Source organism: Mycobacterium intermedium, assembly GCF_002086275.1.
In the GTDB taxonomy this organism is placed as follows: Bacteria; Actinomycetota; Actinomycetes; order Mycobacteriales; family Mycobacteriaceae; genus Mycobacterium; species Mycobacterium intermedium.
On the sequence record NZ_MVHT01000036.1, the window covers coordinates 44,713 to 57,369 of the forward strand.

General features: G+C 67.5%; 10 protein-coding genes. 5 read left to right on the forward strand and 5 right to left on the reverse strand.

The window, feature by feature from the left end; all coding sequences use genetic code 11:
* Window positions 1–55 precede the first annotated feature (55 nt).
* From BST27_RS14600 to BST27_RS14610, 3 genes are all read right to left on the reverse strand, one after another.
* Window positions 56–2,152, reverse strand: coding sequence for a Rossmann-fold NAD(P)-binding domain-containing protein (locus BST27_RS14600; protein WP_069418370.1), 2,097 nt, complete (start codon window positions 2,150–2,152; stop codon window positions 56–58).
* A 134-nt stretch (window positions 2,153–2,286) separates the two neighbouring features.
* Window positions 2,287–3,780, reverse strand: coding sequence for an acetyl-CoA acetyltransferase (locus BST27_RS14605; RefSeq protein WP_069418371.1), 1,494 nt, complete (start codon window positions 3,778–3,780; stop codon window positions 2,287–2,289).
* Between the two features lie 18 nt (window positions 3,781–3,798).
* Window positions 3,799–5,262, reverse strand: coding sequence for an aldehyde dehydrogenase (locus BST27_RS14610; RefSeq protein WP_069418372.1), 1,464 nt, complete (start codon window positions 5,260–5,262; stop codon window positions 3,799–3,801).
* A gap of 96 nt (window positions 5,263–5,358) precedes the next feature.
* Here BST27_RS14610 and BST27_RS14615 point away from each other — a divergent pair, with 96 nt between their 5' ends.
* From BST27_RS14615 to BST27_RS14635, 5 genes are all read left to right on the forward strand, one after another.
* On the forward strand, window positions 5,359–5,793 hold the full coding sequence (locus BST27_RS14615) for a VOC family protein (RefSeq protein ID WP_232007227.1): 435 nt from the start codon (window positions 5,359–5,361) through the stop codon (window positions 5,791–5,793).
* A 112-nt stretch (window positions 5,794–5,905) separates the two neighbouring features.
* A complete protein-coding gene (locus BST27_RS14620; RefSeq protein WP_069418463.1) occupies window positions 5,906–6,754 on the forward strand; it encodes an SDR family oxidoreductase in 849 nt (282 codons plus the stop codon).
* A 57-nt stretch (window positions 6,755–6,811) separates the two neighbouring features.
* Window positions 6,812–9,193 (forward strand): phosphoketolase family protein, encoded by a 2,382-nt coding sequence (locus BST27_RS14625; RefSeq protein ID WP_069418373.1) that lies wholly within the window; start codon window positions 6,812–6,814, stop codon window positions 9,191–9,193.
* Between the two features lie 37 nt (window positions 9,194–9,230).
* On the forward strand, window positions 9,231–9,890 hold the full coding sequence (locus tag BST27_RS14630; RefSeq protein WP_079219706.1) for an MOSC domain-containing protein: 660 nt from the start codon (window positions 9,231–9,233) through the stop codon (window positions 9,888–9,890).
* 36 nt (window positions 9,891–9,926) lie between these two features.
* A complete protein-coding gene (locus BST27_RS14635) occupies window positions 9,927–10,673 on the forward strand; it encodes a CPBP family intramembrane glutamic endopeptidase (RefSeq protein WP_069418375.1) in 747 nt (248 codons plus the stop codon).
* A gap of 3 nt (window positions 10,674–10,676) precedes the next feature.
* On the opposite strand, the gene BST27_RS14640 is transcribed toward BST27_RS14635, so the two are convergent.
* Window positions 10,677–11,717 carry a zinc-binding alcohol dehydrogenase family protein gene (locus tag BST27_RS14640; RefSeq protein WP_069418376.1) on the reverse strand — a complete coding sequence of 347 codons (1,041 nt, stop codon included), beginning with the start codon at window positions 11,715–11,717 and terminating at the stop codon, window positions 10,677–10,679.
* Window positions 11,718–11,772: 55 nt separating this feature from the next.
* Window positions 11,773–12,657: alanine and proline-rich secreted protein Apa (locus BST27_RS14645; protein WP_083148519.1), on the reverse strand; the 885-nt coding region annotated here is incomplete at its 5' end.

The window sequence follows — 12,657 nt, forward strand, 5'->3', positions numbered from 1 at the left end:
AACTCGTACAAACGAGGCAACTTTCATACGAGTTTATGTCTGCTCGCGGTGCAATTTAGTCGGGGCTCCAGCTCGCGTGAATGATGTCCGGCGGACCCTGCGCCTGGAGGCGTTCCCGCTCAGCCCGACGGCGCTTGATTCGCAGCCGGGCATCGGCCGGCATGGTCACCAACTCGTCGCAGGTCAGGTAGTACACGTCGTCGACAACATCGATCAGATCCGCCGCGACGCGGCGAGAAGCGAGCTCCCGCAAGGTGATTCGAAATTCATGGGTGAACCGCAGCGTGGTGTCGTGGGCGAGTTCGCGGGAGTTGCGAGCGCTGGCGGCCAGCCGTTGGCTCAGCGTCGCCGGGTGTGGCGGCTCGGCGGGCGTCTCGGCGGCCTCGGCGGCGGCAATCAGCATCGCCGACGGATCGTCGCCGAACGTCGGGTTGGCCAGCTCTGCTTCCCCCCGGCCCCGATGAGTCAGCGCGCCGAGAGCCGTGTCGAGAGCGGCTGCCGCGGACGTCGACAGCGCGCGGACGCTTGCCACGTTTCCCGTGGCGGCCAGCGCGCGCAGGGGCGGGTCGACCCGCAACGCCGCGGCCAGCGCAGCGATTTCGGACTCGACGCGGTGGCTGTCCACGATCATGTCGATGCCTGATACGCCGGCGGCGGCGCGGGTGTGCTCCAGCGTTGCCGCAGTGACGCCGGTGTCGATCACCCACAATCCGGTGAGCATCCAGCCTTGCTGAATTCGGTCCCGCAGCAGGCGAATTCGAACCTCTAGGCTGCTGTCCGGCAGTGCGGCCACCTGCTGGGCATCGAGGTGTTCAGCCGCCGCAGCGGCAACGTAGGTGTCGGTGTCGGCACGCAGATGGCGCAGCAAAGCCAGCGACCGTGCCGTCACCACCGCCTTGGCGACCGACCCGAGCGGTTTCCCCCCGCGTTGCGGTGGGCCGAATGGCAGCAGCTCGCCGACCGGCGGCTGACCGGCGAAGGCGCGTTCGGTGACGGCGTGTTCGTCCCAGCCGGGCAGCTGACTGGCCGCGACGACGTTGGCCGACACCCCGACGTAGGGTCGGTGACCGAATACCGCGATGGCCCTGTTCGCCCACTCGTCGGCGACTACGTCCCCGAGGGCGAGCACGCGCCCCATTTCAGCGCCTGCCGCGCGCAACCCGTTGAGCTGAACGTCCAACGTGATCGGCGTCAGCGGCCCAGGAAACGCCGCCGACAGGCTGATGGCACTGAAGACCGGGAACCGTGGGTCAATTCGGTCGTCGAATTCGCCCTCCAGACCTTCCGGCGCCGCGCTGTTCAACGGCGCGCCGTCAGCGGGTTCCCGCCGTGCGACGGGTTCAACGGGAATCGCCAGTTCGCGTGAGGCGCTGACCGCGCCCGCGGGATCGAGCTTCCGCCCGATCAGTCCGCGACCGGTGTCGACAATCGCGTCGACCGCCTGCCACCCATACTCGAATCCCCAATCCTCTTGGGCGGCAGTGATATTCATCGTCGGAATCAGCTGTTCCCAGCTGCGAACATGATGGGTGCGCAGCCGCGTATCGGCCGAGCGGAGGATCCGCCATGCGGTGACGATGTTGGTCGTGTCCGGGGTCGCCAGGTCAACGACGCCGGTGCGGTCGCTGCTGAGCGCAAACACCAGGAAGCGCACCAGGTCGTCAAGGTGCAGCACCCGCATCGGCGCCGCCGAAACTTTGCTGCTCATCAGCGTTGCCACCGTCCGGCACACCATCCAGTCGAGGTGGCGACCGACGGGCGGTGCCACCCGAACGACCAGGCTGGGTGCCCAACTGGTGGCCACCAACCCCTCGGCTTGCCGGTACAGGTCGGCCTGGCCGGCGGCCTGAGACACGAACAGCAGGCGGGCGCCCGCCCGTGCGGCCGCGCTGGCCACGTGCGCAACCCCGTTGATGCCGGCGCCGCCCGGCGCGGTCGTGTCGACGGGGGCGAGGTGGATTACCGCGTCGGCGTCGGCGGCGATTTCGTACAGCACGGGGTCGTGCAACGGAGCGCAAACAAAATTAACGTCGGAAGGCAGGCTGTCGTGCGGGTACTCCCCTATCCCGCTGACGCTATGTCCGGAAGCGAGCAACTGGCGCGAAACCATTCGCCCCACTGTCCCTGCAGCGTCGGTAACCAGGATGTGCACCCGGCGCCACCTCTCCCAACGTCCTACTTCCGACAATAGGCACGCCAGCATGGCGGCGCGACAGTTGGGTGTGGAACGTGTCCCGAACTGTGACCGTTATGCGGCCAGTTCGCCTGCGTAGAAGCGTACGCCAGCTACTGCAGGACCGCGCTCCCGTCGGCGGCGACCGCGACCTTGGCCCCGGCAACGTCTTCGCGGACCGTCGCCGCGGCGGCCTCGGGATCGGTGATCACCGCCAAGGCGCGAGAGTCGTCGGCCGTGCGGACCGCCAAGAAGGCCTTTTCCGGGTTACCGTCCCGATCGAAGGGGGTGGTCCACGATTCGACGGTGCCCACGCCCTCCCAATCGACCAGACCGTGCCGGGTGGGCTCCCGGTCCACCTCGGGCTGGACGTCTTCCCAACGGAACTCCGACGGGGGCTCGGTGCTGTAGACGCCGAAGCTGTGCTTGGTCAGGAAGCCACCATTGGCGGTGATCAGGCCGCGTCGGCCAGGATTGGCCACCAACAGCTCGGCCATGGTGGCGATCGAATGCGTGACGTAGTTGCTCCACGGGCCGCCGGCGAAGGTCAGGCCGCCGGTGACGGTCAGCGGGCGAGCGGGATCGTCGACGGCAAGACCTAGCTCGGCCGCGGCAACCTGAACCGCGGAGGGGAAGCACGAGTACAAGTCGACGTAGTCGACGTCGTCGACGCGCAGGCCGGCCAGTTCCAAGGCGCGGGCGCCCCCGATCCGAATGGCAGTCGAGCGGTGCAGTTCGTCGCGCTCCGCGATGGCCGAGGTGTCGTGGGCGTCGGTGCCTGTGTGCGGGAAAACCCAACGTTCTTCGGGAACCTGCAGGCGCCTCGCCTGTTCCACGGAGGTCAGGATCAGTGCGGCGCCCTGGTCAACCATGTTGTTCGAGTTCATCAACTTGGTGTAGGGCCAGCTGATCATCCGGTTCTGCGGACTGGGCTGCCGGATCTCCTCAGCGGTGACCGGCTGGCGAATCCACGCGTTCGGATTGTTGGCCGCCACGGCACTGAAGCGCGCCCACAACTCGGCGACCCGGTTGGCGTGGTCCTCGACGGACTCGCCGTTCGCGATGCGCAACGCCTGCTCGAACAACGGGTAGACGAAGGCCGGCCGATCAAGCTTGATCTTGATCTCGGCGTCGCCGGCCATCGGGACGTCGGTGTCGGCGATCTCGGGCATCGGGACGGAGTTGTCCTGCTGGGTCCACTCCAGTCTGGCGCCGAGTTTCTTCAGTCCGGTCCGGGTGCGCCAAGTCTCTGCCCCGGCGATCAGCACCACACCGGTTCGTCCCTGTTGAATGTCCAGGCATGCCTTGTTGACCAGCGTTTGCGGGGTGTTGCCGCCGACGCTGCTGTAGCTCGCCGTGAATTCGCTGAGGTTGAGCCGCTCGCCGAGCAGCAGTCCGGGGTTGCGGTAGTGCGCCGACAGGATGTTCACCACGCGGATGTCGGTGACGGCCTCGAGCACCTGGGCACCGGCAGTTCCGACGGCCTGCTGTGTCGCGGTGACCATGAGGTCGAGCGGCTCGACCGATCGGGTTTCGGCGTTTATCTCGTCGCGGTGATTGACCTGGCCGTAGGCGATCAATACGGGTGTTCTGGGGTCTACGGTCATGGATCAAACTTAGCGTTTCTATGAATACTGTTGCGCGGGCGGGTCGCCCAAGGCCGGGCCGACGCGGTAGATCGATTTCAGTGTCCGGTAGGCCTCCAGGCCCTCTGGGCCCAGCTCGCGGCCCATCCCGCTGCCCTTGACCCCACCGAACGGTGCCCGCATGTCGAGTTGGTAGTCGTTGACGCCGATGGTGCCCGTCCGCACGGCCCGCGCGACGTTCGTGGCGCGCTCGGTGTCGGAGGACCAGACCGTGCCGGCCAAACCGAAATCGCTGTCGTTGGCCAGGGCGACCGCCTCGTCGTCGGTGTCGTAGGGGCTGACGGTGAGCACCGGACCGAAGATCTCCTCCCGCGCCAGGCGGTCGGAGTTGGCGACATCGGCGAACACCGTCGGCGCGACGAACCAGCCCCTGGGCCGATCCTTGGGCACCGACCCACCGGCGACCAGTCGTGCGCCACTGTTCTTGCCGATGTCGATGTAGCCCAGCACCCGCTCGCGCTGTCGCGAACTGACCAACGGGCCGATCTCGGTCGACGGGTCCAGCGGGTCACCGACCGCCATGCCGTCGGCCAATGCCGCCACCGCATCGACGACCTCGTCGTAGCGGGATCTCGGCGCCAGGACCCGGGAGCTCAGGTGGCACGTCTGCCCGTTGTTCACGAATGACGCGGCCCGTAACCCACGCAGCGTCGCGTCGAGGTCCGCGTCGTCGAGAATGATCGCCGCCGACTTGCCGCCGAGCTCCAACGTGACCGGGCGCATCAGCCGGCCGCAGATCTCGGCGACGATGCGACCCGTCGCCGTCGAGCCGGTGAAGGCGACCTTGTCGACGCCGGGATGGGCCACCAGGTAGGCGCCGACCGCCGGGCCGCCCGACACCACGTTCAGCACCCCGGGCGGCAGCCCCGCCTCGACCGCCGCCTCGGCGAAAATCAAGGCGTCCAAAGCGGTTTCGGGTGAGGACTTGAGAACCACGGTGCAACCGGCGGCCAGCGCCGGGGCGACTTTCATGGCGGCCAGCGCCTGCGGGTAGTTCCACGGGATTATCGCGGCCACCACCCCGATGGCCTCGCGGCGCACGATCGTGTGCCCGGTGATGCTGGGTCGGATCTCCTCGGCCGGCAGCTCGGTGACCAGCTGGGCGTAGTAGCGGAACAGCGCGGGCGGGAAAGAGCCGTTTGCGCCGCGGGACAGTGAGATCGGCATGCCGTTCTCCCGGCTCACCAGCTCACTGGTCGGCCGGGCGCGCGACTTGAGCGCATCGGCCATCGCCGTCAGCAGTCCGGCGCGGTGCTCCGGCGAACTGGCCTGCCAGTCGGGCAGTGCGGACCGGGCCGCGGCGACCGCTTGATCGATATCGGTCTCGCTGACGACGGCGCCCGCTCCCAGCGGCTCGCCGGTCGCGGCCTCCACCACCGGTTCGACGCTGTCCGTGGTGTGGAACCGACCATCGACGAAGAACCGTGCGGGCGAAGACGTCATTCGAAAATGCTAGGCGCTGTCCGGCGGCGCGAATAGTGCGCCGACGCGGCCGCACTACGCTCGGGAGCCGAGCCGACTGAACCTGGGGGATCCAACGTGACCACGGTGCAAAAGATCACGACATTTCTGATGTTCGAGGGCAAGGCCGAAGAGGCCATGCGCTTCTACACCTCGTTGTTCGCGGACTCCGAGATCCGGTCGATCACACGTCACGGCCCGGGCGAAGCGGGCGCCGAGGCAACGGTTCAGCTCGCCACGTTCGTGTTGGCCGGCCAGGAGTTCATGTGCATCGACAGCCCGGCTCCGCACGCTTTCACCTTCACCCCGTCGATGTCGCTTTACGTGCAGTGCGATTCGGACGCGGAGATCGAGCGACTGTTCGACGCGCTGGGCGCCGGCGGGCAAGTCTTGATGCCGCTCGATGCCTACCCGTTCAGTCCCAAATTCGGCTGGGTCAACGACAAGTTCGGGGTGTCCTGGCAGTTGAACTTCGGCGACCTGAGCATCGCCGACGGACAAGGCGGGCAATAGCACTCGCGAAGCGGCGGGGATCCGCCGCAACCGTTGGGCGAACCGTGCCACCACTCCAGAATTGGCACCGCCTAATGTCTGGTGGGGCTTGTAGAACTTGGAAGGCGGATCAATGGCGGAAACGGAATCTATCGGCGTCAAGGTGCGGGGCAAGGTCGTCGTCATCACCGGCGGCGCCAGGGGAATCGGATTGGCGACAGCGACCGCGCTGCACAAGTTGGGCGCCAAGGTGGCCATCGGCGACATCGACGAGGCGACGGTCAAGGAGGCCGGCGCCGACCTCGGCCTAGACGTCTACGGCAAGCTCGACGTCACCGACCGCGACTCGTTCTCGGATTTCCTCGACCAGGTCGAGCGCCAACTCGGGCCGATCGACGTGCTGGTCAACAACGCGGGCATCATGCCCGTCGGTCGCATCGTCGACGAGCCGGACGCGGTCACCCGGCGCATCCTCGACATCAACGTCTACGGGGTGATCCTCGGTAGCAAGCTGGCGGCTCAGCGGATGGTCCCGCGGGGACGAGGCCACGTCATCAACGTCGCCTCGCTCGCTGGTGAGATGCACATCGTCGGGCTGGCCACCTATTGCGCCAGCAAGCACGCCGTGCTCGGGTTCACCGATTCGGCGCGGTTGGAGTACCGCTCGGCCGGCGTGCACTTCTCGTCGGTGCTGCCCACGTTCGTCAACACCGAGCTCACCGCGGGCACCGCCGGCATCAAGGGATTCAAGAACGCCGAACCTGAGGACATCGCCAACGCGGTCATCGGCCTCATCGCCCAGCCCAAACCGCGCGTGCGGGTGACCAGAGCGGCAGGCGCGGCGGTGGTCATGCAAAAGTTCATGCCGCGCATCGTCAGAGAAGCCCTCAACCGCTCGGCCGGCGGCGATCACGTCTTCACCGACGACGTCGACGTGGAGAAGCGCAGGGCGTACGAAGCCCGGGCCCGCGGCGAAGAGTAGGTGCTGAGTCAACCCGGCTGAACACGGCGTTAACCGGCGGCAAGCACAATCGGCTAGATGCGCCCAACATCTGAGCCACCCACCATCCTCTCCGCCGACGAACTGGCCCTGATCGACGCGTATTGGCGCGCCGCCAACTATCTGTCGGTCGGGCAGATCTACCTGTTGGACAACCCGCTGCTGACCGAACCGCTAGCGGCCGAGCACGTCAAACCCAGATTGCTGGGGCACTGGGGCACCACGCCGGGACTCAACCTCATCTACGCGCACCTCAACCGGATCATCCGCAACCGCGACGCCAACGTCATCTACATCACCGGACCCGGCCACGGTGGCCCCGGCCTGGTCGCCAACGCCTACCTCGAGGGCACCTACAGCGAGATCTACACGGGCATCGGAGAAAACACCGACGGCCTGCGCAAACTGTTTCGCCAGTTCTCCTTCCCGGGCGGCGTCCCCAGCCACGTCGCCGCGCAGACCCCGGGTTCCATCCACGAGGGCGGTGAGTTGGGGTACGCGCTGGTGCATGCCTTCGGCGCGGCATTCGACAACCCCGACCTGGTGGTGGCCTGCGTGATCGGCGACGGCGAGGCCGAGACCGGACCGCTGGCGGCGGGCTGGCACTCCAACAAATTCCTCAACCCCGCCATCGACGGCGCGGTGTTGCCGATCCTGCACCTCAACGGCTACAAGATCGCCAACCCGACCGTGCTGGCGCGGATTCCGGAAACCGAGCTCGAGTCGTTGCTGCGCGGCTACGGGTATCGGCCGATCACCGTGGCCGGAGATGACCCGCCCGACGTGCACCAGCAGTTGGCTGCTGCGCTCGACGACGCGTTCGACGACATTGCCGCGATTCAGCAGGCCGCCCGCTCCGGTGAACAGATCGAGCGGCCGGTGTGGCCGATGATCGTGTTGCGCACCCCCAAGGGCTGGACCGGTCCCAAGGTGGTCGACGGCGAGCGGGTCGAAGGCAACTGGCGCTCACACCAGGTTCCCCTGGCCGGGACACGCGACAACGAAGAGCATCGTGCCCAGCTCGAGCAGTGGTTGCGCAGCTACCGCCCCGAGGAGTTGTTCGACGACAGCGGCGCACTGCGCGCTGGGTTGAAAGCCGCTGCGCCCCAAGGTGATCGGCGGATGAGCGCCAATCCGCACGCGAATGGCGGCCTATTGCTGCGCGACTTGGACCTGCCCGACTTCCGCGATTACGCGGTCCCGGTGGAGAGGCCGGCCGCGGAACCCCACGAAGCCACCCGGGTCCTGGGTACCTATCTGCGCGACGTGATCATCCGCAACCCCGACCGGTTCCGGTTGATGGGTCCCGACGAGACCGCCTCAAACCGGCTGAGCGCGGTCTTCGAAAAGACCGACAAAGTCTGGCTTTCGGCGACCGGACCTGACGACGACCATCTGGCACCCGACGGGCGCGTGATGGAGGTGCTGTCCGAGCACCTGTGCCAGGGCTGGCTGGAGGGCTATCTACTGACCGGGCGGCACGGCCTGTTCAACTGCTACGAGGCATTCGTGCACATCGTGGACTCGATGTTCAACCAGCATGCGAAATGGTTGTCCACCAGCCGCGAATTGCCCTGGCGAATGCCCATCGCCTCGCTCAACTATCTGTTGAGCTCCCACGTGTGGCGCCAGGACCACAACGGCGCCTCGCATCAGGATCCGGGATTCATCGACCTGGTTGCCAACAAGCGTGCCGAGGTGGTGCGCGTCTACCTCCCGCCGGACGGCAACACGTTGCTGTCGGTGACGGACCACTGCCTGCGCAGCCGCGACTACGTCAATGTCATCGTCGCCGGCAAGCAGCCCGCGCTGTCCTACCTTTCGATGGACGATGCGATCCTGCATTGCACGCGTGGCCTGGGCATCTGGCCGTGGGCCAGCACGGCCGGGGCGGTCGGTGATCCCGACGTGGTGTTGGCCTGCGCCGGCGACATTCCCACCCTGGAGACACTGGCCGCCGCGGGCATCCTGCGACGCGAACTGCCGGACCTCAAGGTACGGGTGATCAACATCGTCGACCTGATGCGCCTGCAGCCGCCCTCCGAACACCCACATGGCTTGCCGGACAACGAATTCGACGCGTTGTTCACCCGCGACAAGCCGGTCATCTTCGCCTACCACGGCTATCCGTGGCTGATCCACCGGCTCACCTATCGACGCACCAACCACGCCCAATTGCACGTGCGCGGCTTCAAGGAGCGCGGGACGACGACAACCCCCTTCGACATGGTGATGCTCAACGACCTGGATCGCTTCCATCTCGTCATGGACGTCATCGACCGGGTCGACGGCCTGGCCGGCCGCGCCGCGGGATTGCGCCAGCGGATGGTCGACGCACGCCTGTCGGCTCGTCAGTACACCCGAGAGCACGGCGAGGACGACCCGGAGATTTCCGGTTGGGCCTGGGAGGGAAACGGCTAGCTCCCGTCGTCGGCGCTAGCCTGTGCCAGTGACGAAAGTGTTGTCGGTCAACGTGGCTCGTGGCCGGTCGAATCCCGATCCGCGCGCCCAGTCGAAGCTGACCGGCATCGACAAGGTTCCGGTGACCGAGCCGGTCCTGGTGCGAGCCCCCGGGCCCATGCGCGGAGGGCTCGGTAGCGGACTCGTCGGCGACACCATTGGCAACCGGAAACTGCACGGCGGCGACGACCAGGCCGTCTACGCATACGCGCGGGAAGATCTCGATGCGTGGGAAGCTCGGCTGCAGCGCACCCTCACCAACGGAATGTTCGGCGAAAACCTGACCACCGTCGGCGTCGATGTGACGAACGCACGCATCGGCGAGCGGTGGCGGGTCGGCACCGACGGCTTACTGCTGGAAGTCTCCGCGCCGAGGACCCCGTGCCGGACGTTTGCGGCGTTCCTGGACCTGAGTCACTGGATCAAGACCTTCACCCAGGCGGAAGAACCCGGCGCCTACCTGCGCGTCATCTCGCCGGGTACGGTCCGCGCCGGCGACACGATCACCATCGATTACCGCCCTGATCATGACGTGACCAGTCGGCTGGCTTTTCGCGCCCGGATGACGCAACCCGACCTGCTCCCCGACTTGCTCGTCGCCGACGCGCTCTCCGCCGAACTCCAGGCCTACGCGGGCCGTCGGCTGACAGCGAAGTAAGACTGCCGGCCGCCGAGCGCCGGTAGAATCGCGACGATGTCTGTCGAAGCCTTGGAAACTGCCGCCCCGCCGTTGGGCCTGGACCGGTATCGGCTTTATGTCGACATCGCCGTCGTCGTGACCGTGCTGGTGTTGACGAACCTGGTGGCGCACTTCACCACGCCCTGGGCGAGCATCGCCACCGTTCCTGCGGCCGCCGTGGGGCTGGTGATTCTGCTGCGGTACCGCGGTCTCGACTGGGCCGAACTGGGTTTGGGGCGCGAACACTGGAAATCCGGAATGGGCTATGCCCTGGCGGCCGTGGGCGTCGTGATGTCGGTGATCGCGATCGGGGTCATACTGCCGATAACCCGCCCGATGTTCCTGAACAACCACTACGCCACGGTGTCGGGCGCGCTGATCGCCTCGATGGTGATCATCCCGCTGCAGACCGTCATCCCCGAAGAGTTGGCGTTTCGCGGAGTGCTGCACGGCGCGCTGGAGCGGGCCTGGGGATTTCGCGGTGTCGCGATGGCGGGATCGCTGCTGTTCGGGCTCTGGCACATCGCGACCTCGTTGGGCCTGACAAGCAACAACCTCGGCTTCACCCGGCTATTCGGTGGCGGCGTGGTGGGAATGATCTCGGGAGTGGCGCTGGCCGTGGTGGCTACCGGCGCCGCCGGCTTCATCTTCAGCTGGCTGCGCCGCCGCAGTGGCAGCCTCATTGCCCCGATAGCGCTGCACTGGTCGCTGAACGGGATGGGCGCGCTGGCCGCCGCGCTGGTGTGGCAGCTGTCTACCTGAGCATCACACCAGCAGCACCGCGGCGCCGGCGATCTGGCCGGAACTGAGATCGGTCAGCGCGTTATCGGCTTCCGCCAGCGGATATTCCGGGGTGGTGACCTCGACGCGGTGTTCGGCGACGAACTCGAGAAAGGCGCGCGCGTCTTCCCGGGTGTTCGACGTGACCGAGCGAACTTGGCGCTCCTGGAAGAGGTGTCGCTGATAGTTCAGCGTCGGTATGTCCGTGAGGTGGATACCCGCGATCGACAGGGTGCCGCCGCGGTCGAGGGCTTCGAGCGCTGGTAACACGAGATCGCCGACCGGGGCGAACAGGATGGCGGCGTCGAGCGGCACTGGTGGCGGGTCGGCGGCGCCCTGAGCCGAGGCCGCGCCGAGCTCGAGCGCCAACTCGCGCGCCCGTGCTCCGCGCGTCATGACGTGCACCTCCGCTCCTTGCGCCAAGGCGACCTGCGCGGTGAGATGGGCGCTGCCGCCGAATCCGTAGATGCCCAACCGGCCGCCTGGGGGTAGCTCGGCGCGCAGCAGGGCGCGGTAGCCGATGATCCCCGCGCACAGCAGCGGGGCCAGCTCGCTGTCGGTGTAGCCGGTGGGCAGACGATGCGCGAATGCCGCAGGAACCGTGGCGAACTCGGCGTACCCGCCGTCTGCGTCCCAGCCGGTATAGCGGGATTCCGGGCACAGGTTCTCGTTGCCGCGCCGACAGTATTTGCATACCCCGCAGGTGTGGCGCAGCCAGGCGATGCCGACCCGGTCGCCGACGTTGAACTCGCCGTTCGCCGCTGAGCCAACCTCAGAGCCCACCTCGAGGACTTCGCCGACCACCTCATGCCCGGGAACCACTCGTGGCCGGTGCACGGCCAGGTCACCCTCGGTGACGTGCAAGTCGGTGCGGCAGACGCCGCAGGCCCGCACGGCAACCAACAGTTCGGACGGTTCGGGTCGCGGCACCTCGACGGTGACGCGCTCCAGCGGGTGGGTGTGCATGGGTCCCGGCTGACGCACCTGCCACGCCGTCATCGTCGTGGGAATCGGCTGTGGAGCCATCACCACATAATGCCGCGATGACCGGTGAGTGATCTACAGGCAGGACTTAGGTGTGTCAGGCCGGTTGCGTGCTATGCGGCACCTGCGCCGGAGCGGGCGCCACTCCCCCGGCCGGAGCCTGTCCAGGGACGGGCGCGGGCGCCGGTGCGGCCGGAGCACCCGGCTCGGCCGGTGCAACCTGACCCGGCGCTGGAGCCGGTGCGGGTGCCGGTGCCTGGCCGGGGACCTGCCCGGGCACCGGTTCACCCGGCGCCGGCGCGGCCGCCGGAGGCGCCCAGGGACGGATCGACTCGGCCAGGACCTTGGCCGCGTTCTTGTCCACCGGGTTGTTTGCCGTCCCGAGCCACACCACAAACCAGCGCTGCGGAGGCTGGCCGTTCGGAGTGTCCGGCGAGCCGATGACACCGGTCCAGATCTGGCCGTTCGGCTTCGAAGCGTCGGTGAACTTGACCTCGTAGTACGACGCGCTGCCGGTCAGCCCGTTGGCGTTCAGCGGGACCGTTTCCTGGTTGACCCGTGTGCCGGGGTAGGGCATGAAGAACTCACCCATGTCCGAGCCCAGCCGGACCGCGGCCTTCGGGTTCGTCGATTCGGCGCTGGCGTAAAGCTTGGCGTCCAACCGCCCGAGCACGATGCGCGTGTCGTTGGCGACGGGCGCCGGCTGGCCGGGCGCCGGCGGTTCGCCCAGCGACTTGCTGAGCAGCGCCGACCCGTAGTCCAGGTGGGATGCGTCCGACTCGACCCAGCCGGGCGGCAGCACGAAGCTGAAACCGCCGACGGCGTTGTCGATACGCCCGAGGTTGGGGTCGACGGGCGGTGGCGCATTCGGGTCGGCCGGAGGCGGCACCGCATTCGGGTCACCAGGCACAGCGGGCGGCGCGGGGTTGGCGGGTGCCGGCGAGGCCGGATTGTTAGCGGGCGCCGGGGCCGGCGATGCCGG